24 protein-coding genes are annotated in these 20847 nt (G+C 62.1%); 13 read left to right on the top strand and 11 right to left on the bottom strand.

The window, feature by feature from the left end; translation table 11 throughout:
* Nucleotide 1 precedes the first annotated feature (1 nt).
* From HY26_RS03985 to recO, 7 genes are read left to right on the top strand one after another with little or no spacing between them, the layout of a single operon-like run.
* Nucleotides 2-2257, top strand: a complete 2256-nt coding sequence (locus tag HY26_RS03985) for a bifunctional (p)ppGpp synthetase/guanosine-3',5'-bis(diphosphate) 3'-pyrophosphohydrolase (protein ID WP_081813079.1) — start codon at nucleotides 2-4, stop codon at nucleotides 2255-2257.
* On the top strand, nucleotides 2247-2828 hold the full coding sequence (gene pyrE, locus HY26_RS03980) for an orotate phosphoribosyltransferase (protein ID WP_112072965.1): 582 nt from the start codon (nucleotides 2247-2249) through the stop codon (nucleotides 2826-2828). Before HY26_RS03985 ends, pyrE begins: the two co-directional genes overlap by 11 nt.
* Nucleotides 2828-3583: a pyridoxine 5'-phosphate synthase gene (locus HY26_RS03975; protein ID WP_034766244.1), complete on the top strand. Its 756-nt coding sequence runs from the start codon at nucleotides 2828-2830 to the stop codon at nucleotides 3581-3583. Before pyrE ends, HY26_RS03975 begins: the two co-directional genes overlap by 1 nt.
* Complete coding sequence (acpS, locus tag HY26_RS03970) at nucleotides 3580-3990, top strand: holo-ACP synthase (protein ID WP_112072964.1); 411 nt, start codon at nucleotides 3580-3582, stop codon at nucleotides 3988-3990. Before HY26_RS03975 ends, acpS begins: the two co-directional genes overlap by 4 nt.
* Nucleotides 3987-4736 carry a ribonuclease III gene (gene rnc, locus HY26_RS03965; RefSeq protein ID WP_112072963.1) on the top strand — a complete coding sequence of 250 codons (750 nt, stop codon included), beginning with the start codon at nucleotides 3987-3989 and terminating at the stop codon, nucleotides 4734-4736. Before acpS ends, rnc begins: the two co-directional genes overlap by 4 nt.
* A gap of 2 nt (nucleotides 4737-4738) precedes the next feature.
* Nucleotides 4739-5686 (top strand): GTPase Era, encoded by a 948-nt coding sequence (era, locus tag HY26_RS03960; RefSeq protein ID WP_034766246.1) that lies wholly within the window; start codon nucleotides 4739-4741, stop codon nucleotides 5684-5686.
* A 6-nt stretch (nucleotides 5687-5692) separates the two neighbouring features.
* Nucleotides 5693-6418 carry a DNA repair protein RecO gene (recO, locus tag HY26_RS03955; protein ID WP_112072962.1) on the top strand — a complete coding sequence of 242 codons (726 nt, stop codon included), beginning with the start codon at nucleotides 5693-5695 and terminating at the stop codon, nucleotides 6416-6418.
* 3 nt (nucleotides 6419-6421) lie between these two features.
* Here the strand turns inward: recO and HY26_RS03950 are convergent, their stop codons facing one another.
* A complete protein-coding gene (locus HY26_RS03950; RefSeq protein WP_034766248.1) occupies nucleotides 6422-7033 on the bottom strand; it encodes a glutathione S-transferase family protein in 612 nt (203 codons plus the stop codon).
* Nucleotides 7034-7157: 124 nt separating this feature from the next.
* Between HY26_RS03950 and HY26_RS03945 the strand changes: the two genes are divergently transcribed.
* Complete coding sequence (locus tag HY26_RS03945) at nucleotides 7158-7346, top strand: hypothetical protein (RefSeq protein ID WP_034766250.1); 189 nt, start codon at nucleotides 7158-7160, stop codon at nucleotides 7344-7346.
* 3 nt (nucleotides 7347-7349) lie between these two features.
* On the opposite strand, the gene HY26_RS03940 is transcribed toward HY26_RS03945, so the two are convergent.
* Entirely contained in the window at nucleotides 7350-7997 is a 648-nt protein-coding gene (locus HY26_RS03940) for an extensin family protein (RefSeq protein ID WP_158531411.1), read from the bottom strand.
* A gap of 167 nt (nucleotides 7998-8164) precedes the next feature.
* Here HY26_RS03940 and parC point away from each other — a divergent pair, with 167 nt between their 5' ends.
* Nucleotides 8165-10399 carry a DNA topoisomerase IV subunit A gene (parC, locus tag HY26_RS03935; protein WP_034766252.1) on the top strand — a complete coding sequence of 745 codons (2235 nt, stop codon included), beginning with the start codon at nucleotides 8165-8167 and terminating at the stop codon, nucleotides 10397-10399.
* A gap of 42 nt (nucleotides 10400-10441) precedes the next feature.
* On the opposite strand, the gene HY26_RS03930 is transcribed toward parC, so the two are convergent.
* On the bottom strand, nucleotides 10442-11191 hold the full coding sequence (locus HY26_RS03930; RefSeq protein WP_034766253.1) for a Sir2 family NAD-dependent protein deacetylase: 750 nt from the start codon (nucleotides 11189-11191) through the stop codon (nucleotides 10442-10444).
* Nucleotides 11192-11223: 32 nt separating this feature from the next.
* Complete coding sequence (locus tag HY26_RS03925) at nucleotides 11224-11670, bottom strand: SRPBCC family protein (RefSeq protein ID WP_034766400.1); 447 nt, start codon at nucleotides 11668-11670, stop codon at nucleotides 11224-11226.
* 47 nt (nucleotides 11671-11717) lie between these two features.
* On the opposite strand from HY26_RS03925, the gene HY26_RS03920 reads away from it, so the two are divergent.
* Nucleotides 11718-12059 carry a helix-turn-helix domain-containing protein gene (locus tag HY26_RS03920; RefSeq protein WP_034766254.1) on the top strand — a complete coding sequence of 114 codons (342 nt, stop codon included), beginning with the start codon at nucleotides 11718-11720 and terminating at the stop codon, nucleotides 12057-12059.
* On the opposite strand, the gene HY26_RS03915 is transcribed toward HY26_RS03920, so the two are convergent.
* Both HY26_RS03915 and HY26_RS03910 read right to left on the bottom strand, forming a co-directional pair.
* Nucleotides 12056-13279: a hypothetical protein gene (locus HY26_RS03915; RefSeq protein ID WP_233351526.1), complete on the bottom strand. Its 1224-nt coding sequence runs from the start codon at nucleotides 13277-13279 to the stop codon at nucleotides 12056-12058. The two genes, HY26_RS03920 and HY26_RS03915, sit on opposite strands and share 4 nt — an antisense overlap.
* A gap of 63 nt (nucleotides 13280-13342) precedes the next feature.
* The gene (locus tag HY26_RS03910; protein ID WP_081813081.1) at nucleotides 13343-14065 is read right to left on the bottom strand and encodes a VIT family protein; all 723 of its coding nucleotides are present in this window, start codon (nucleotides 14063-14065) and stop codon (nucleotides 13343-13345) included.
* 157 nt (nucleotides 14066-14222) lie between these two features.
* Between HY26_RS03910 and HY26_RS03905 the strand changes: the two genes are divergently transcribed.
* Genes HY26_RS03905 through HY26_RS03895 form a run of 3 tightly spaced genes read left to right on the top strand, consistent with a single transcriptional unit; the run spans nucleotide 14223 to nucleotide 15547 of the window.
* Nucleotides 14223-14777 carry a LemA family protein gene (locus HY26_RS03905; RefSeq protein WP_112072961.1) on the top strand — a complete coding sequence of 185 codons (555 nt, stop codon included), beginning with the start codon at nucleotides 14223-14225 and terminating at the stop codon, nucleotides 14775-14777.
* A 45-nt stretch (nucleotides 14778-14822) separates the two neighbouring features.
* Nucleotides 14823-15185, top strand: a complete 363-nt coding sequence (locus tag HY26_RS03900; protein ID WP_112072960.1) for a hypothetical protein — start codon at nucleotides 14823-14825, stop codon at nucleotides 15183-15185.
* Entirely contained in the window at nucleotides 15182-15547 is a 366-nt protein-coding gene (locus tag HY26_RS03895; RefSeq protein ID WP_034766257.1) for a VOC family protein, read from the top strand. The genes HY26_RS03900 and HY26_RS03895 overlap by 4 nt, the downstream gene beginning before the upstream one ends.
* Before the next feature lie 68 nt (nucleotides 15548-15615).
* On the opposite strand, the gene HY26_RS03890 is transcribed toward HY26_RS03895, so the two are convergent.
* From HY26_RS03890 to HY26_RS03870, 5 genes are all read right to left on the bottom strand, one after another.
* A complete protein-coding gene (locus HY26_RS03890) occupies nucleotides 15616-15993 on the bottom strand; it encodes a hypothetical protein (RefSeq protein WP_146740172.1) in 378 nt (125 codons plus the stop codon).
* A 332-nt stretch (nucleotides 15994-16325) separates the two neighbouring features.
* The gene (locus HY26_RS03885; protein WP_112072958.1) at nucleotides 16326-17453 is read right to left on the bottom strand and encodes a pyridoxal phosphate-dependent aminotransferase; all 1128 of its coding nucleotides are present in this window, start codon (nucleotides 17451-17453) and stop codon (nucleotides 16326-16328) included.
* 22 nt (nucleotides 17454-17475) lie between these two features.
* Nucleotides 17476-19059, bottom strand: coding sequence for a TRAP transporter large permease subunit (locus HY26_RS03880; protein WP_034766260.1), 1584 nt, complete (start codon nucleotides 19057-19059; stop codon nucleotides 17476-17478).
* Nucleotides 19049-19717 carry a TRAP transporter small permease subunit gene (locus HY26_RS03875; protein ID WP_051599906.1) on the bottom strand — a complete coding sequence of 223 codons (669 nt, stop codon included), beginning with the start codon at nucleotides 19715-19717 and terminating at the stop codon, nucleotides 19049-19051. The genes HY26_RS03880 and HY26_RS03875 overlap by 11 nt, the downstream gene beginning before the upstream one ends.
* A 14-nt stretch (nucleotides 19718-19731) precedes the next feature.
* On the bottom strand, nucleotides 19732-20841 hold the full coding sequence (locus HY26_RS03870) for a TRAP transporter substrate-binding protein (protein ID WP_112072957.1): 1110 nt from the start codon (nucleotides 20839-20841) through the stop codon (nucleotides 19732-19734).
* Nucleotides 20842-20847: the final 6 nt, after the last annotated feature.

The following is a 20847-nucleotide window of genomic DNA, read 5'->3' as shown; positions in this document are numbered from 1 at the left end:
GATGGACGGCAGCACCCTTTCCGCCAAGGACAAAGGGGCTGGCGAAGCACCACCGGCCACTGAGGCCGTGGGTGAACACCATGTCCTCACCCGCGAAGAACTCATCGCCAAGGTCCGCGCGTATCATCCGCGCGTGAAGTCCGAGCTGCTGGGCGCAGCTTACGATTTTGCGAAAACCCATCATGGCGAGCAGAAGCGCGACTCTGGCGACGCGTACTATTCCCATCCCGTGGAAGTAGCAAGCCTGCTGGCCGATGTGCATCTCGACGAGATCACCATCGTGGCAGGCCTGCTGCACGACGTCGTCGAGGACGTTGAAGAAATCGACATCGGCGAAATCGAAGTGCGTTTCGGTGCCGATGTGGCCGAACTGGTTGATGGCGTTACGAAGCTCGACAAGATCGAATTCTCTTCGAAAGAAGCGGCGCAGGCCGAGAACTTTCAGAAATTCATCCTCGCGACAACCAGCGACATCCGCGTTCTTCTGGTGAAGCTGGCAGACCGGCTCCACAATATGCGTACACTGCATTTCCGCAAGAAGCCGGAAAGCCGTTACCGGACTGCGCGCGAGACGATGGACATCTACGCGCCTCTTGCTCGCCGTGTCGGTCTTTACCAACTGGCTGCCGAGATGGAGGATCTGGCTTTCCAGGAACTGAACGCGGAAGCGCGTCGGGCCATCCTGTATCGTCAGGAAGAGCTGGCGCTGGAAAATGCAGACGATCTCGAACGCATCCGGGCTGACCTGACGCAATTGATGGAAATGGCCGGCATCCAGTGCCGTATCAAAGGGCGCCGGAAAGCGCCTTACTCGCTGTGGCGGAAACTTGAGCGCAAATCCATTTCCTTCCGCGACGTGGCCGATCTCTTCGCGTTCCGCATCATCGTTCGGTCTACGGAGGAATGCTATCGCGTACTTGGTGAAGTCCATACTCTGTGGGCCTGCATTCCGGACCGGTTCCGTGATTTCATTTCCGTACCTAAGCCGAACGGCTATCAGAGCCTGCATACGACGGTGCGCGCCTCGGGCAATCGCCGCGTGGAGCTGCAGATCCGGACGGAGGCGATGGACCAGACCGCCGAGTTCGGTGTCGCCGCGCACTGGGGCTACAAGAACAAGCAGTATGGCTTCGATGCGGAGTCTGCGAAGGCGGCTGGCCTCGACCCCGCTGCCAGCCTCGAGACAATCTCCAGCCTCCTGCACGACGGCGCAGATGCGCGGGAATTCCTTGAGCATGCCAAGCTCGAAATGTACCGCGAGCATGTCTTCACGTTCACGCCAAAGGGCAAGCTGATCATCCTGCCGGCAGGGGCAATGCCGCTGGACTTTGCCTATGCCGTCCACTCGGCCGTTGGCGACACCTGCGTGGGTGTGAAGATCAATGGCGAGGTCAAAGCGCTGCGGCGGCCGCTCAAGAATGGTGATGTTGTCGAGATCATCCGGGGCAAGATTCCGGCGGCCGTCCATGGCTGGGAAGGTTTGGCGATCACGGGCCGCGCGCGGTCCGCGCTTCGCCGGCTGGTCCGTGAACGGGATACCGCAGATTTCCGGCGCCTCGGTGAAGGCCTGATCAATCAGGCCCTGCGCCGCGCCGGCATCGACCCGGTCGATGTGAAGATGACCCACACGGCTCAGCTTGCCGGGTTTGAAACGCGCGAAGAAATGGCCGAAGCGGTCGGGCGCGGCCGGATCAGTTCCGCCGATGTGATCCAGGCAGCCTTCCCGGGCTACAAGGCCGAGCCGATGGGCGACCCGTCGAAGACGAAGGTCGATTCCCAGCACGCCCCTCTGCTGGTGTCGGGCCACGACCTGACCCCCGGCGTGACGCTGCATCTCGGCCATTGTTGCTGTCCGTTGCCGGGCGACCGGATCATGGGGGTTCAGGTGCCGGACCAAGGCATCGTGGTGCACGTGGCGAGCTGTCCCAAACTGGCCGAATACGATGACAAGCCAGAGCTCTGGGTCGACCTCAGATGGACTGAGCTCGCCCGGACAGATGCCATGGCTGTGGGGCGGATTCGCATCAATGCCGCGAACACACGCGGCGTGTTGGCCAAACTCTGTGCGGCCGTGGCTCAGTCCAACGGGAACATCGTGAATATTGCCACGGTGGACCGCCAGAAGGACTTCACAGAGCTGGTCATGGAAATTGAGGTTGAAGACCTGAAACGCCTGACGCAGATACTGGCCGCGCTTCGGTCGCTCGCAGTGGTCGACCGGGCAGTGCGTGACCAGGAGGGTGATGATGACCAATGAAGAAGTGCTCGCGGTGTTTCGCGAGGCAGGGGCGTTGCTGGAAGGGCATTTCATCCTTTCGTCCGGGCGCCGCAGCCCGGTGTTCCTGCAGAAGGCGCTGGTCTTCTCCCAGCCGGACAAATCCGAGAAACTCTGTGCGGCGCTCGCGAAGAAGCTGACCGAGAAGTTCGGCAAGATCGACGTAGTCGCTGGCCCGGCCGTGGGCGGCATCATTCCGGGCTATGAACTCGCCCGTCAGCTTGGATGCCGTTCCATTTTTGCTGAACGCGTGGACGGACAGCTTCAGTTCCGCCGCGGCTTCTCCATCGCCGAAGGCGAGCGCGTGCTGATCGCTGAAGATATTGTCACGACCGGCCTGTCATTCCGTGAGACCGTCGAGGCGCTTGAAAAGCTGCCGGGCGAAGTGGTTGGCGGCGCTTGCATCATCGATCGCTCCGGCGGACGTGCCGATGTTGGCTGTGAACTGGTCTCACTCGCTTCGGTCAATTTCCCTGACTATGACGCGGACGACCTGCCTCCCGAACTGGCGCTGATGCCGGCTGTGAAGCCAGGCTCGCGAGGGCTTGCCTGATGAGCGGGCGGCTGCGCCTTGGGGTGAACATCGATCATGTGGCGACCATCCGGAATGCCCGCGGCGGTGCGCATCCCGATCCGGCGCGGGCCGCCGAGATTGCAGCGGCCGCTGGGGCGGACGGCATCACGATCCATTTGCGCGAAGATCGCCGCCACATCCGTGATGGCGACCTGGAAGCCATTCGGACCGCCTCCAGTCTGCCAATCAATCTGGAGATGGCGGCCACCCAAGAAATGACCGCGATCGCCTGCGGGTTCCGTCCGCATGCAGCCTGTATCGTGCCCGAGAAGCGCGAGGAGCGCACCACGGAGGGCGGCCTCGACGTCGCCGGTCTTCACAACCAGATTTCCCCCATCGTTCGCCAGCTGCGCGATGCCGGGGCCCGCGTGTCGCTGTTCATTGAGCCGGATCCTGTCCAGATCGCAGTGGCCGAAGTGCTCGGCGCGCCGGTCGTCGAGCTGCATACAGGGCGCTATGCGGAGCTGTGGATCGATGGCGGCGCCGAAGCGGCTGCGCCTGAACTCGCCCGCCTTCAGGCCGCGGCGGACGAAGCTCGCAAGCGCGGGATCGAACCCCATGCCGGTCACGGCCTGACCTTTGATAATGTTGGCCCGGTAGCGGCCATCCCTGAGATCGCCGAATTGAATATCGGGCATTTCATTATTGGTGAGGCGATCTTCATTGGCCTCGAAGAGGCGATTCGTGAAATGCGCCGTCTCATGGATGATGCCAGAAATCAGGTGAGCGCATGATCATCGGTATCGGGAATGATCTCTGCAATATCGAGCGCATCGAGAAGGCGCTGGAACGTTTCGGCGAGCGATTTGAAATGCGCGTCTTCACGGAGACGGAGATTGCGCTGGCGCGCCGCCGCCGCCGCACAGCAGAGACCTATGCCAAGCGCTTCGCCGCCAAGGAGGCTTGCGCCAAGGCACTCGGCACGGGCGTGCCGCGCCGAGGGGTGCACTGGAAACACCTGGGCGTTGTAAACCTGCCGACCGGCAAGCCAACGCTCGCGCTGACAGGTGGCGCAGCCAAGCGCCTCGAAGCGATGATGCCTGAAGGCCATAAGGCCATCATTCATCTGACGATCACGGACGATCATCCATGGGCCGAAGCGCACGTGATCATCGAAGCGATCCCGGTGAATGGCAAATGAAGCCCGCTCGTCCGAAACGCACCCGCTTGCGCAGCAAGGGAAAGAATGGTGTCCCCACGCTGTCCGATGACCGCCTGAAGACGGCACAGGACGCGGTTGGCTACAAGTTCAAGGACGCGAAACTTCTGGTTCGCGCACTGACGCATCCAAGCGCGGTAGGCGGCGGTGACCCCGTTCGGGAATCCAACCAGCGTCTCGAATTTCTTGGCGACCGGGTGCTGAACCTTGTTATCGCTGAACGTCTCATGGAGCGTCGCAAGATGGAGAGCGAGGGCGAGCTTGCCCCGCGTCTCAATCGTCTGGTCAAGAAGGGCGCCTGTGCGGATGCCATGCGTCACCTGGAACTTCAGGAATTTATCTTGCTGTCCGATGGTGAAGAAGCTGCCGGCGGCCGCTCGCGCGAATCCACACTGGGGGATGCCTGCGAGGCGGTGATTGGCGCGATCTTCAAGGATGGTGGCCTGTCGCCAGCGCGCAAATTCATCGAGAAGGCCTGGGCCCCGCAATTCGCATCGGCTCCGGCGGAAACAAAGGATCCGAAAACCCTGCTGCAGGAGTGGGCGCAGGGGCAAGGCCTTCCGTTGCCGGACTATGACGTGTTGAGCCGGTCAGGCCCGGATCATGAGCCCATTTATGAAATTGAAGCGAAGGTCGAAGGACGCGGCAGTGCCGTGGCGACCGGGCCTTCCAAACGCGAAGCCGAGCGCAGCGCCGCTGCCCTGCTGCTCCAATCTCTGGCAGGATAGACATGAACGAAACAGACATCACCCATGCTGGCTTCTGCGCCATTATCGGCGCGCCGAATGCTGGCAAGTCCACGCTGACCAATCTTCTGGTCGGTGCGAAAGTGGCCATCGTCACGCACAAGGTTCAGACGACACGCTTCCCTGTGCGGGGCGTGGCGCAAACTGATCACACGCAGATCGTGCTCGTCGATACTCCCGGAATTTTCGCCGCCAAGCGCCGGCTGGACCGGGCCATGGTCAAGGCGGCCTGGAGCGGAGCCGAAGATGCCGATGCCATCGTGCACCTGGTGGATGCCTCCGCCTGGGTAGCGGACCGGGCCGGCAAGGAGACTGCCGCGCAAAAGCACTCCATCGAAGATGACCGCCGCGTTGTGGAGCAGTTGAAGGCCAGCGGTCGGAAAGCCATTCTGGCACTGAACAAGATTGATCTGTTCCCGCATGACCAGGTGTTGCCGATCATCGCGGAACTGAACCAGACCGGCGCCTATGAGGAGGTCCACATGATCTCCGCCGAGAATGGCGACGGTGTCGAAAAGCTGGAAGAAGCGATTGCCGCCCGTATGCCGGAAGGGCCTGCGCTCTACCCGCCGGATCAGGTGGCGGACCTGCCGATGCGACTGCTGGCGGCAGAAGTGACGCGCGAGAAGCTGATGCTGCGTCTGCACCAGGAGCTGCCCTACCAGCTGATGGTGGAGACCGAGAGCTGGGAAGAGCGCAAGGATGGATCCGTCCGCGTGCAGCAAGTCATCGTGGTTGGCCGTGAAAACCACAAATCCATGGTGCTGGGCAAAGGCGGCCAGACGATCAAGGATATCGGCCGTATGGCGAGGGAAGAGCTCTCCGAAATGCTCGGCCGCAAGGTGCACCTCTTCCTGTTCGTGAAGGTCGATGAGCGCTGGCAGGAGCGCCGCGAAAGCTATCAGGGGCTCGGCCTGGAGTTCGATGTCTGAGGCACGATGAACTGGTCCGATGACGGCATTATCCTCGGTGGGCGCCGCTTCGGTGAAGGCGGCCTCATTCTGGATGTTCTGACGCGGAACCGCGGACGCCGGTCTGGACTTGTCTATGGTGGCAATTCCCGGCGGCGGCGCGCGCAGTACGAAGCCGGAAACTCTGTATCTCTCTCCTGGACCGGGCGTCTGGAAGACCAGCTCGGCCGCTTCGAAGTCGCAGAAGCCAGCAAGGAACGCGCATCGCACGTGCTGGACGACGCCAAAGCCCTCGCGGCGGTTTCGGCCGTCACCGCCATTCTTCGCATGTCACTGGATGAGGGCGACGTCGCAGGTTCGGCCATGTTCGAGGCGACAGAAGTCCTTCTGGACCAGATTGAAGCGCGAGAGATCTGGCCAGTACTCTATGTGCGCTGGGAACTGGGCCTGCTCTCCGCGCTGGGCTTTGGACTGGATCTTGAAGAATGCGCCATCAGCGGCGCGAATGACGGGCTGACGCACGTCTCGCCGCGCACCGGCCGGGCCGTGCGCGGGTCGGAAGCGGAAGACTATGTCTCGCGCTTGCTCCGGTTGCCTTCGTTCCTTTTGTCCTCGTCAGCACCGGTCGGCGACGAGGATGTCGCCGACGGGCTGAAGCTGACAGGATATTTCCTGGAATCGCGGGTCTTCCACGCGATGAACCGTGCCATGCCGCCAGAGCGCGACAGGCTGGTCAGGCGATTGGTGGGCTGACGATCAGGCTTTGGCGCTCGGGCGTTCGCCGACCTTTGCAAACCAGGCTGCATAGTTCTTGAACTCGGGATTCAAAGGTTGGCCGATAACATTGCCGAATGCCTGGAAGCAGTAGAGCAGAATGTCTGCAAGGCTGAATTCGTTCCCAGCCACATAGGGCTGGTCCGCCAGGCGTGCATCGAGGAATTCGATCTTGTCCTGTGCGCAGGCCTTCAGGCCGTCTGCTGCTTCCGGGATGCAGCGCATGCGGTCCTTGAACATCGGCAGGCCTTCGGAAAAGCGGAATCCGTTGCCAAGCGGCTCGACGATGTTGAGGTCCACCCAGCGGGTCCAGCGTCGGTTCTGGGCGCGCTCTTCTGGTGTGTCACCCATCAGCTTCTTGCCGGGAAACTTTTCGTCCAGGTATTCGCAGATCGCGGTGATTTCGGTCACGACGGAACCGTCGTCCAGCACCAGACACGGCGTCTGGCCGGCCGGATTGGTTTTCAGATAGGGTTCCTGACGGTTCAGGCCCTTCTGGATGTCGAGTTCCTCCATCGGAATATCGATGCCGCGTTCGGCCATGAACATGCGCACGACGTGCGGATTTGGGCCTACCGAGTTGATGAGTTTCATATGCTTCCTCCCAGAAACTGCTGCCCGTTGCCTGCGAGCCTGCTGTATTCATAATCCGTTCAGGCGGCGCCGTCATAGGTGACGTCGGGGTAGATGGGCGTTTGCTTCCAGGAGGCTGATGCCAATGAAAAATTCGATGATCCTCGCCGGCGCGCTGCTGGCGGCGAGCCTGACCGGCTGTATTGCCGTCACCGGTGTGCATGACGAGGATGCCGTGCGGACCAATACCGATCTCGCAGTCCGCGTTTGCGGCGGCGAGGCGAATGTCAAAGAGGTGACCGAAGACGGTTACCGCTGCCAGTCGAACCCGTAATCATCACTTACAGGCGCTGCCGGGGCCCATATCCATGTGGAAGTGGTCCCGGTGCGCCGCATTGTATTCCGGCCCCAGCGTGACCGAGAACAGGTCGCAGGCGCCGGAATGCACTCTCTTCAGGAATTTCGCTTCCTTCCCGCCTTTTCCCCAGAATGTTTTCACGTCGATCAGGCGGCCGTCTTCCAGCCGGAAGCCGGAAATGTCGACTGCATTGCCGCGCGCATGTTCTGAGCGGCGCCCGGACCCGGCGATATTCCGGCAGGAAAAGCTGCCATACGTCTCGATCCTCGCCAGCGGCGAGCCGAGGATATCCACAGCTGCTGGCCGGGCGACATGGCGCTCCCAGACGTAAAGCGCGGCGGCTTCACCACAGGTCATGCGCAGCGTCGCGGAATAGGGTGTCAGCGTCCGGTCCAGCGTCAAGGCATTGTAAAGACCGCATTTTTCGCCTTTCGGTGCATCGTCCAGCGGCGTGTAGAGCACGCCGACCTTGTCCAGTGCCGGGAAACAGACCTGCGGATGCCTGGCCGCGCGGGCCAGTTGGTGGCCAGTGCCAAGTCCCGGCCGGTCTGTCAGATCCACCGGCGCGAAAGGGTTGTGCCGGGGCGGTGCCGACAACAGGAACAGCGCCACGCACAAGGTGGGCACGGTGAGGAGGAGAAGCCAAGCGCGTAAGTGGGGCATCTGCAGTCAGTACTTAGAGATTTCCTTAACCAAACGGCGGTTTCTGTTAACTCTAGACGCGTTCGCGACTCGCAGGCGATTCTGCCCGCGGACCTGCACCAGAATGTGGCACGAACCGAGAAGGGGCCAGAATGTCCGACCTCAAGGATGGCGAGCCGGAAAACCGGATTATCAATGAACCCATGAGTGAGGCGCTCTCGAAGCGCTATCTCGCTTATGCGCTCTCGACGATCACGGCGCGGGCCCTGCCGGATGTCCGCGATGGCCTGAAGCCCGTACAGCGCCGCATCCTGTACGGCATGCGCGTTCTGCGGCTGGATCCGGAAGGCGGCTATCGCAAGTGCGCCAAGATTGTCGGCGACGTGATGGGTAACTTCCACCCGCACGGCGACAGCTCGATCTACGACACGCTGGTCCGTCTGGCGCAGGATTTCACCGTCCGCTACCCGCTGGTCGACGGTCAGGGCAATTTCGGCAATATCGACGGCGATAGCGCCGCTGCCTATCGTTACACGGAGGCGCGGATGACCGTGGCAGCAGAACTGCTGCTGGATGGCCTCAACGAAGACGCCGTCGACTTCCGCGCAAACTATGCCGAGAATGATGAAGAGCCAGTGGTGCTTCCGGCGGGTTTCCCGAACCTGCTGGCCAATGGAGCAAGCGGCATCGCCGTTGGCATGGCCACCTCGATCCCGCCGCACAATGCGGCCGAAGTGATCGATGCGGCGCGCCTGCTGATCGAGAAGCCGAAGGCGACGACCGCCGAACTGATGGACTTCGTGAAGGGGCCGGACTTCCCGACCGGCGGCATCATCGTCGAACCTTATGAGTCGATGCTGGACGCCTACGAGACCGGCCGCGGCAGCTTCCGCATGCGCGCGCGCTGGGAAACAGAGGATACCGGCCGGGGTACTTACCAGATTGTCGTCACCGAAATTCCCTATCAGGTGCAGAAATCGCGCCTGCTGGAAAAACTCGGCGAACTGATCGAAGCCAAGAGAGTCCCGCTGCTGGACGATGTCCGCGACGAGTCTGCTGAGGATGTGCGCCTTGTCCTGGTGCCGCGTTCCAAGACGATCGAGCCGGACGTGTTGATGGAAAGCCTGTTCAAGGTCTGCGATCTCGAAACGCGCTTTAGCCTCAACATGAACGTGCTGCACAAGGGCGCGCCGCAGGTCATGGGCCTGAAGGAAGTGCTGCAGGCCTATCTGGACCACCGCCGCGAAGTGGTCGTGCGCCGGGCCCAGCACCGCCTCGACAAGATCGAGAAGCGTCTGCACCTGCTCGACGGATATTTGACCGCCTTCCTCAATATTGATGAGGTAATCCGCATCATCCGGAACGAGGATGAGCCGAAGCCTGTCCTGATGGAGACGTTCAGCCTCACCGATGTTCAGGCTGAAGCGATCCTCAATCTCCGCCTGCGCGCCCTGCGCAAGCTGGAGGAAATGGAAATCCGCGGCGAGCACCAGAAGCTCACCGAAGAACGCGAAGATTTGATCAAGTTGCTGAGCTCGGATCGCCGCCAGTGGACGAAAGTGTCCAAGGAACTCAAAGCCGCCCGCGATGCCTTTGATCCGGACTCTGAGCTTGGCCGCCGCCGCGCCAGCTTCTCCGACGTCAAGGAAGTCGACCTTGCTGCGGCCCTCGAAGCATCCAAGCCGAAGGAGCCGATCACGGTCGTCCTGTCACAGCAGGGCTGGATCCGCGGTATGAAGGGCCATGGTCTGGATACGAGCTCGGTCAAGTTCAAGGACGGGGACGATCTCTACCTCGTCGAGGAAGTGATGAGCACCGACAAGCTCATCCTGATGTCGTCCGACGGCCGGTCGTTCACCATGGCGGCGGACAAGCTGCCGGGCGGGCGCGGCCATGGCGAACCAATCCGCCTGACGATCGATCTGGAAGACAGCGTCGATATCGTCGCCATGTTCCGGTTCGAACCGGCGCGCAAACGCGTGATGGCGTCTTCCACAGGCTATGGCTTCGTTGTCGATGAGAAAGAGCTGGAGTCCAACCGCAAGGCCGGTAAATCCGCCGTGAACACGGGCAGTGGTCATCTCGTTTGCTGCCCTGTAGTCGAAGGCGACATGATCGCGGTTGTCGGCACGAACAAGAAGATGCTGATCTTCCCGCTGTCCGACCTGCCGGAAATGGCACGCGGCAAGGGCAACAAGCTGCAATCCTATAGCGGCAAAGCCGAGTTGAAAGACCTTATCACCTTCGACAAGCGCGACGGCCTGATCGTCATGACCGGGGACCGCCACCGTGCCTTCCCGGAATGGAAAGACTGGAAAGGCCAGCGCGCCCAGGCCGGAAAGGTCGTCCCGAAAGGCTTCCCGAGAAGTGGGACGTTTACAGGGTAATAGAAAGCGCCCGGCCAGCCAGCCGGGCGTATTTTATTCCGGTTAGTAAACCCGCGCGACGACCTGCTTCATCAGCGGACCGATCTCCGTGTGCAGAACAAGGTCGGCATAGGAGTCGTGATCGGTTTCCTCGCGGTTGACGATGACCACGGTGGCACCGGTCCGCTTGGCGATCACCGGAAGTTCGGCTGCCGGATAGACAACAAGCGAGGAGCCGAGCACGATGAACAAGTCGCTTAGCGCGGCTTCTTCCATGGCGCGGTTCATTTCATCTTCCGGCATGGCCTGGCCGAAGGAAATGACGGCGGTCTTCACGAGGCCCGTGCAGAAGACGCAGGTGATGTCTGCGCCGGCTTCCCAGCGCGGTTTCAGGTCTTCCAGTTCGTAGCGCTTGCCGCACTGCAGGCAGCGGGCATAGCTGGCATTGCCGTGCACTTCGATCACCCGGTCATCTGCCACACCGGAAGCCTGGTGGAGATTGTCCACATTTTGGGTGATGACGCTGGAAACCTTGCCCATCTTCACCAGGTCCGAAACGGCGAAGTGGCCGTCATTCGGTTTCGCCCCAGTCCAGCCGGCGGGATTATTGAACACCCGGTTCCAGGCTTCGTTGCGTTGCTCGCGCGAGCTGACAAAATCCTGGAAATAGATCGGCTTCATCTTGCTCCACACGCCACCGGGGCTGCGGAAGTCGGGAATGCCGCTTTCAGTGGAGATGCCCGCGCCGGTAAAAACCACGGCGCGGCGGCATTGCGAGATCAGGCTGGCGAGAGCTTCGGGTGCGTCAGTCATTACCTTAATGCTACACGATTTTTCGGCGTGCGCTACTTGTACATGCCGTCGCGCAAATTGATACCGTGCTCGATCCAGGCTTTCATCGCGCTAAGCATCTGCGACCAGCCCATGCAGTTGCCATACGACTTGCCGAAGCCCTGCTCGGTCGACGGCCAGCCTTCTTCGGCGATCGAGACGATTGTGCGCCCATCGCCAGTCGGCTCGAAACGGAAGGTGACGGTGGTCTCGCCGCCGTCGCCATCATCCCATTTGAAGACTACCCGTTTGTCTTTCTCGACTTCAACGACCTTGACCGGGAAAGCACCGGGGAAGTCATTGAAATCCCACATGACCGTGGCGCCTTCCTCAATGCGGCCCTTCGCGCCGCCGGTCGTGAAATACCGGGACAGGATGTCCGGGTTCACGAAGGCTTCGAAGACTTCGGGGACCGGTCGGCCGATGCGGCCGCTCACCTCGAATTTCGGTTTGATGTCCATCGTCATGTCTCCTTGCCTTCCAGCTAACAATGTTATAAATATATAACATGTCAAGCGAAGCTAACGACGACCTCATTTTCAGGGCGCTGGCTGCGCCGGTAAGGCGGCAGATCCTTGACGCGCTGCGGGACAAGCCACAGACGACAGGCGAATTGTGCGCCCGGTTTGCGGACCTGAACCGGTGCACGGTGATGCAGCATCTGGGCGTGTTGGAAGAGGCTGATCTCGTGCTGGTCCGCCGGGTTGGTCGGGTGCGGTGGAACTACCTGAACGCCATTCCGATTAAGCGTATAAACGACCGCTGGATCGGCCCCCACGCAGCCCGGGCGGTGGGCATGCTCGACGAACTGAAATGTCAGCTTGAGACGGACGACGCGCCCGCCGCTTAGCCTGCGCCTTCCACTGGCTGACCAAAAAACAATACAGCCAGCGCAAGAATGCCGAAGGCGCCGAAGGCTGTGCCCCGTATCGGCGCTTTCGCCTCCCGGAAGGCGCCGACCGATGCGATCCCGCACTGCAGGGCATAATAATAGGCGAAGGCTTTTGAGGCGAAGCTGATAATCTGGAAGACATTGGAAAACCAGGTCAGGCTCAGCCCGATCAGCACGAGCATAAGATAGGCCATCCGCGGCGAGATCCGGCTGCCCGACAATTCCTCCACCAGCCCGCCAGCACCACTCGTGTCCGCAATGGCGGCGCTGAACTGCGCGGAAAGGGCCGCGACGATCAGCATGGCGGGCAGGACGGCCGAGACAATCTTCATCATGTCGACAATCGCGGTTTCGGTGAGCGGTATGGTTTCGGCATCGAATGCGTAAGTCAGCAGCACGACATAGGCCATGTAGATGGCCGTCGCGAGCCATTGGGAATAGCGCATTGAGCGGACCCGCATGTCCGGCTTGTATTCGCTGCCGAGATAGCGGGACGTTTCGAAGCCTTGCACGGTGATGATCAGGCCGAAGGCCAGGGCGACTCCGGTCCAGCCGGTTTCATCTGGCGCCATGACCACCAAACTACCCTGACCGGCCTTGCCTGCGAAATAGAAACAGAGCCCTGCCAGCAGGCCCGCGATGATCGCGAGCTTCAGGCTGACGGCAGCCTGTTCCATCCGCTCCATCGCGGAGAAGCCGCGCAGCCAGCCAACCGCGAGGATCAGGATCATCGCAGCGCTGGTGACCAGCTTTGCATTCACAGGAGAATTGAACGGCGTCATCTTCACGGCGAAGGCGCCAAACAGGTTCAGGTAATAGGCGACTGAGATGCAGTAGGCGAAGGACAGCGCCCAGGAGGCGAAATACTCGGCCCGCCGCTCCGAGGCCGATCGGTTGGGATGCCGGTCAATGTTCGCAATATTGAAGCGGATGGCTGCGCCAAAAGCGTAGGCCGCCATGCACAGCAGCAACATCACCATCGGCGCATACTTGCCATAGGAATGGGACAGGATCGGCCCCAGCACGAGGAAGCCGCTGCCGATAATCGAGGCGAGCGGCGTGACGGTCGCGCGCCAGGCCCGGTGATCGCGCACGCGCGGCCTCATCAGCAAGCCGAGAATGCCGAGCGTGATAATGCTGATGAGGATTTCCTGCAGCAAGCCGGCGGGTTCCTTCAATCTCCGGAACAGAATGGATGAGACTGCGCCGGGTTCCGTTTACTGGCCCGTTCCGGCTGCAGTCTATACCACGGTTCCGAACAGGTGACCGATGACGCCGGTGACGACCATCGCCGCAACACCCCAGAAGACGACGCGGGCAGAGGCGCGTAGCTTGCTGGCGCCGCCCGCCCTTGCGGAGAGCGCACCAAGCACGGCGAGACTGACCAGCGAGACGGCTGCCACAACCGGTGTGATCTGGCCAGCTGGCGCGGCAACCGCGGCAAAGATCGGCAGGGCGGCACCGACAGTAAAACTGGCCGCAGAGCTGAATGCCGCCTGCACGGGCCGGGCCGCGACCGCGTCGCTCATGCCGAGTTCGTCGCGCGCATGCGCTTCCAGTGCGTCATGCTCGGTCAGCTGGCGGGCGACTTCGCGGGCCGTTTCCGGGGTTAGGCCGCGCTTCAGATAGATATCGGTCAGCTCCTCCAGTTCCGCCTCCGGATGGCTTTTCAGGGCTGCCCGTTCGACTGCGAGGTCTGCTTTCTCGAGGTCGGCCTGAGAGGAGACGGACACATACTCGCCCGCCGCCATCGACATTGCGCCGGCCACCAGACCTGCCAGACCGGCCGTCAGGATGGCGCCGGTCGACGCCTCTGCTGAAGCAACGCCGATGACGAGGCCTGCGGTCGACAGGATGCCGTCATTCGCCCCGAGCACTGCCGCACGCAGCCAACCAACCCGCTGGAAATAGTGGTGTTCGGTGTGGATGTAGGACTCGTCGGAATGTGGAGGAGATTCTGCCATGTGCCTATCCTGCGCAATAAATCATGCGTGGCCAAGTCGGTGCCGATGGTCAAGCGCGCAAATTGCCCTGCGGTCGGCAAGACTGACCCGCTTTTCCTTGCACGATCCGGCGGCGGCGTTTAGGCGTTGAGACGCAAGGATATCCGGAGGGACACACATGCTCATCACGCTTGGCATTATCGTTGCCGTCATCGGCTTTATCATCCTTATCTATAACGGACTGGTGATGAAGCGGCAGCGGGTCAACCAGGCCTTTGCCGATGTGGATGTCCAGCTGAAGCAGCGCCAGAACCTGATCCCGAACCTCGTGGAAACGGTGAAAGGTTATGCCAAGCATGAGCAGGAAACCTTCCAGCAGGTGATCGAGGCCCGCAATGCCGCGCAGAGCGCCGCGACGCCGGCCGAGATGAGTCAGGCCGAAGGCATGCTGACCGCCTCGCTCGGCAAGCTGTTCGCCCTCGCCGAAGCCTATCCGGACCTGAAGGCCAATCAGAACTTCATCCAGTTGCAGAACGAACTCTCCGCCATCGAGGACAAGCTGGCCGCGGCGCGCCGCTTCTACAATTCGGCTGTTCAGGACTACAACACGTCCCGCGAACAGTTCCCAGGCTCCATCATCGCCGGCATGTTCAACTTCGAATCCCGCGATTTCTTCGATGTCGGCGTCGAAGGCCGCGAAGCCCTCAGCACTCCGCCAGAAGTAAAGTTCTAGCCGGTACGTAGATGTGTTAGCTTCCCGGTGAAACGGGAGGTGACCATGAACAGATTTCTCAAAGCGGCGGCAGTCCTGACTGTCGCCGCCTTTGCATCCGGCTGCGCCGCCGGCCCCAGCAGCGGCAGCTGGAGCGCGTCGAGCTGGAACGGGCTGGCACCGCAGAATGTCTATGGCGGCAATTACCAGTTCTATGCTGCGCCGGCCGAAGGCCAGGGCTTCAAGCTGAAATTCACGGTGAAGACTGACGGGAATTTCAACATCGCCAGCGCCGGCCCGCCCGCCGAGGCGGATCTTGAAGCCGCCGCCAAGGCCGCCGCGCCGGAAGGCTGTACGCTAGCCTCCATCGAGCGCACCGCGGATGGCGGCGCGGTTGCGGACTATGATTGCGGCGAGGCGGCGCAATGATCGTCAAAGTCTCGACCTATCTGATGTTCACGGGACAGGCCGCCGAGGCGCTCGCACTCTACACGGAGGTTTTTCCGGAGAGCGAGTCCAGCGTGCGTGACGGCCCGGTCTATATGGCCGACTGGCGGCTGGCCGGGCATGATGTCATGCTGGTGGACAGCCCGCCGGTCCATGATTTTACGTTCACGCCATCGACCTCCCTGTTCGTGGATTTCGACGATGCCGCAGCGCTGGACGCGACCTTCGCCAAACTCTCAGACGGAGGATCGGTGATGATGCCAGTCGATAATTACGGCTTCAGCCAGCGTTTCGGCTGGGTCGCAGACCGTTTCGGTGTCAACTGGCAGCTGAACCAGCCCTGAGACAAGCACGCGCGACGCCCGTGAAGGCGCTTTGTAGGGGGACTGAGTTTTCAGGCGATGGCTGCGTGTCAGGTTTCCGGCAATGGGAAATTGATGGCACAGGCTGGCGCGATGCGGCGGATGGCAGGCGCAACGCCGGCATCGCGGGGCTCGCTGAACTGGGTGGTGTAGCCGGGCGCAGCTGCGCGGCCATCGCAGGCTGCAGCGAGGCGGTCATTGAGATGCTTTCGCGGTATCAGCCACTCACGCGCTGCCTTGTCCTCCGGCCTGAAGTGAATGCAAGTCAGGAACACGCGTCCGTTCGGGGTGATGCTCCAGCGATAGGTCGTGTCCTTCCCATAGGCGGCCCGCACCGCTGCGCCGAGCAGCCGGAGCTGGAACCAGACGAGCGGCCAGAAGATGACAAGGTGCGGCGGGAAGCCTTCGGGTGGATGAAAGAGCGACATGGCGCACAATATACATCCGAATACGGAGGTGTCGGATGGGTTTGTTTTCGCGGCAATGATTGTTGCAGGTTTGGGCGCGTCAGGTGGTGGATAGCTTTCCACATGCATCATCCCCGGCTGCGCAGCGGTCTGGGGACCCATCTCCTGACGATGCCTCGGGTACGTCATGGAATGACGCACATGCCGCGTCTTTCAGAGATGGGCGCCCAGATGGCTTTCAACCATCGGGCGTGACGTGGGTGGGGAATGATCAACAGAGGGCAAAATCCGGCTGCGCCATGACCACGCATGATCAATCATGATCATAACAGACTATAGGTGACTATGCCGGACTACAGCGCGCCGAACCACGGCACCAGCCGATCGATCGCTTCCTCGATCTGTGGCGTCGAGAGGGCGAAGGAAAAGCGCATGAAATGCTTGCCGTCGACGGGGTCGAAGTCGACGCCGGGCGCGGTGGCCACGCCAGTGTCTTCCAGCAGCTTAAGGCAGAAGGCGAGGCTGTCGTCGGTGAAGCGGGACACATCCGCATAGATGTAGAAGGCACCGTCCGGCGGGGCGATCTTTTCGAGGCCGAGCTTCGGCAGCGCCTCCAGCATCAGTTCGCGGTTGCGGCGGTAGACTTCGACATGGCCTTCCAGTTCCTCGCGCGCGTCCATGGCGGCGAGGCCAGCATGCTGCGACAGGGACGGGGCGGTGAGGAAGAGGTTGCCGATATAGGCGCCGGTACGCCGCGCCATGTCCGGCGGGGAAACCAGCCAGCCAAGCCGCCACGGCGCCATGGAGAAGTATTTCGAGAAACTGTTCACAATGTAGGTGTCCGACGCATATTCCAGCATGGAATGGATCTCCGGTCCGAAGGACAGGCCGTGATAGATCTCGTCGGAAATGATGCGGATGCCCTTGGCCTTTGCCACTTCTGCGATGGCGGCCAGTTCGGAGGCCGGAATGATCGTGCCGGTGGGATTGGCGGGGCTGGCGATGATGACGCCTTGCGGCGCCGGGTCCAGCGTATCGAGCGCGGCCGCGGAGATCTGGTAGCGCGTGTCTTCCCCGCAAGGGATCTCAATGCCTTCAAAATTCAGGGCACGGACCGTGTTGCGGTAGGCCACATAACCGGGCCGGGCAAAGGCGATTCGGTCGCCAGGCGAGAAGGCCGTGGCGAGCGCCAGCACCAGCGCAGGCGAGGCGCCGCAGGTAATGGCGAGGCGCCCGGGCGTGATGTCGACGCCATACATATCCTTGTAATGCTGGCAGATGCGGGCCTTCAGCGGCTGGCTTTCCCAATAGCCCATTGGGTCTGTGTCCAGCACTTCATGGCTGCGCGCGATGGCAGCCTTCGGCGCGGGCGTTGAGGGTTGGCCGAACTCCATATGCAGGATGCTGCGGCCTTCTTCCTTCAGCTCATGCGCGCGTTTGGAAATCGTGATCGCGCGGAACGGATCGATGTCTTGTCCCATGGGAGACCTGTTTCGTGTTGGATTACTTGGCGATGAGAGACGGAAGCCAGGTGGCGAGGCCGGGCACGGTGGCGACCAGTGCGATCAGGAGCAGCTGCAGCATGATGAACGGCACGGCGCCGCGCCAGATCTGCATTGTGCTGACTTCCGGCGGCGCCGCGCCGCGCAGGTAGAAGAGGGCGAAGCCGAAAGGCGGCGTCAGGAAGCTGGTCTGCAGGTTCAGCGCCATCAGGATGGCCAGCCAGACCGGGTCGAAGCCCAGCAGGATCAGCGGCGGGGCGACCAGCGGCACGACGACGAACACGATCTCGATGAAGTCGAGGAAGAAACCGAGCACGAACATGACGATCATGGTCATCAAGAGGGCGCCCCAGCGGCCGCCCGGCATGGCGTGCAGCACGTCCTTGACGATGTCGTCGCCGCCGAAGCCGCGGAAGACGAGGCTGAACAGCGAGGCGCCGATCAGGATCAGGAACACCATCGACGTAATGTGCGTGGCGCTCTTCAGCGCTGGCATCAGCTGCCGCACGCGGCGCAGCACCAGCAGGCCCGAACCGATGGCGGCGAAGAAGATCAGGCTGGCGATGAGCGTGACGATGATGCCGGCCAGGCTCGCGGTGCTCATGTCCTCCACGCCGAGGCGAAGGTCCATCGTGTTGCGCACGATGAGGACGAGGATCAGGCTGATGAGGCCGGCCATGATGACTGGGGTGAGGCGGCTGCTGGTCTCACGCGAGAGGCGCAGGCCTGCCAGGAGGATGGCGCCGGCCGCGCCGATGGCGGCGGCTTCCGTCGGCGGCGCGACACCGCCGAGAATGGCGCCGAGCACCGCGAAGATGAGCGCCAGCGGGGCGCCGAAGCCGAAGGCGACTTCCTTGAGGGTGAGCGGCGCGGTGTCCTCGTCCACCGTCACCGCCGGACAGCGCGCGGGGCGCATCACGGCGTTGAAAGCGATCCAGGCAAGGTAGAGCCCGACCAGCATGAGGCCGGGGATCAGCGCGCCGGCGAAGAGGTCTCCCACCGAGACGACGAGCGACTTGCCGCCGCTCGACAGGCTGGCCTGGCTGGCCGCGTTGGAGACTGCGTCAGCCAGCAGGATCAGCACAATGGACGGTGGGATGATCTGGCCCAGCGTGCCAGAGGCCGCGATGGTGCCGGAGGCGAGGCGCGGATCATAGCCCTGTTTCAGCATGGACGGCAGGGCGATCAGCGTCATGGTGATGACGGTCGCGCCGACAATGCCTGTGGAAGCCGCCAGCAGCGCGCCAACCAGCACGACCGCATAGCCGAGGCCGCCATTCAGCTTGCCTAGCAGGCGGCTGGCGATGTGCAGCAGGTCTTCGGCCACGCGCGAGCGTTCGAGGATCACGCCCATCAGCACGAACAGGGGCACGGCAATCAGCGTCGTGTTCTGCATGATCGAGCCGCCTTGTATGCGGCTGGGCAGGGAGCGTAGCATGGGTTCCGGGAAGACGCCGAGGCCGATGCCGATCAGCGCATAGATCAGCGCGACGCCGCCAAGCGTCAGCGCCACGGAATAGCCCATCAGCAGCGCGCCGATGGCACTGGCGAACATGAGCAGGGCGAGGATGATCTCAAGCTCCATGAGCGCTCTCCGTCTCGGAGGTGGCCGGAACTTCGTTCTCCAGCTTGCCGGTCAGGCGCAGCGCTGCCTTCAGCGCTTCCGACAGGCCCTGGCCCAGCATCAGCACGGCGAAGGCCGGGACCAGCGTCTTGAAGAGATAAAGGAAGGGCAGGCCATCGGACTCAGTGGAGCCTTCAAACAGCGACCATGCGCGGGCGAGGCCCTGCTCGCCGGTCGTCAGGATACGGATACAGATCGGGAAGAGGAAGAAATAGATGCCGGCCAGTTCGATCCAGTTGCGGCCATCGGCGCCGAAGCGCGGGCGCAGGATGTCGACGCGCACATGCCCGTCATCGCGCAGGGTTGCGGCAGAGCCCAGCATGAACATCGCGGCGAAGGCGTAGATCACCAGCTCGTTCAGCCAGGTGAAGCTGATGCCATAGGTGTATCTCAGCACGACCACAGACAGCTGGAACAGGACCAGCAGCAAGGCGCTGGCAATTGCCCCGCCGAGGGCCACACCGCTGATCGCATCAATCAGGCCGCTGACGCGTTTCGAAATGCCTTCGACCAGGTTGGGCAGGACGAGGGTGATGAGCGGCAGCAGGAAGAGGGGCAGCAGCGCAATGCCCGCCCATTTCAGGATTGTGCCGATATGAAGGAAGAAAGCCGGATCCATGACGGGGCGACCCGCTATTTGTTCGCGTCGCGGGCGGCGTAATAGGCGCCGTCCGAAATGGTGGACCAGCCGCGCATCAGCTTCAGCGATTTCTCGAAGCTGTCATAGATGCGCTTCTCGATCCCGTCCTTGCCGGAGTCTGCCCGCACGTCCCACGCCGCTTCGGCCATGGCGGAAACAACTTCCGGCGGGAAGCTGCGCAGCTGCACGTTATGTTCGCGCAGCAGCAGGTCGAGATGGACGGCATTCTGATAGGTGAACTCGCCGACCGCTGTGTGGTTCACGCTTTCACAGGCCGCTTTGACGACAGCCTGTTCCCCAGGGGAGAAACTGTCCCAGACGCGGCGGTTGATGCCGCAGGCGAGGCTGGAGCCTGGCTCGTGGAAGCCAGGGCCGTAATAATAGGGCGCCTCGCGGTGGAAGCCGAGATAATAGTCGTTCCACGGGCCGACCCATTCGGTCGCGTCGATCGCGCCGGTCTGCAGCGACTGGTAGATCTCCCCGCCCGGAATGGCGATGGACGAGCCGCCGAGCGCACGCAGCACGTCGCCGCCCTGACCCGGAATGCGCATCTTGAGGCCGACGAGATCGTCGAGGCTGTTGATCTCCTTGCGGAACCAGCCGCCCATCTGGTGGCCGGAGTTTGCCGCCTGGAAGGCTTTCACACCGAACTGGCCGGACAGCTCGTCCCAGAGCTCCTGTCCGCCGCCGAAATCGATCCAGCCCATGATCTCCTGCGCCGTCATGCCGAAGGGCACTGCGGTGAAGAAAGGATAGGCTGTGGATTTGGCCGTCCAGTAATATTCCGCGCCGTGATACATGTCGGCCGAGCCGTTTGCGACTGCGTCGAAACATTCGAAGGCAGGCACGAGTTCGCCTGCGGCAAAGACCTTCACCTCAATCACGCCATCTGTCTCGGCCATGATGCGGCGGGCGACGCGCTCTGCGGCTTCGCCAAGGCCCGGCAGGCCCTTCGGCCAGGTGGTGACCATGTTCAGCTTGCGCCGGTTGCGGCTGATGGCCGGGGTGCCGGCGAGCGGCGTTGTGCTGGGATTGGCAAAGGCGGCTGCTGCGCCGCCAAGACCGAGTACGCCCGCGCCAACGAGGTTACGTCTGTTGATCATGCGTTT

Source organism: Hyphomonas sp. GM-8P (genome assembly GCF_003263315.1).
In the GTDB taxonomy this organism is placed as follows: domain Bacteria; phylum Pseudomonadota; class Alphaproteobacteria; order Caulobacterales; family Hyphomonadaceae; genus Hyphomonas.
This window is presented reverse-complemented; position numbering and strand designations above follow the sequence as displayed.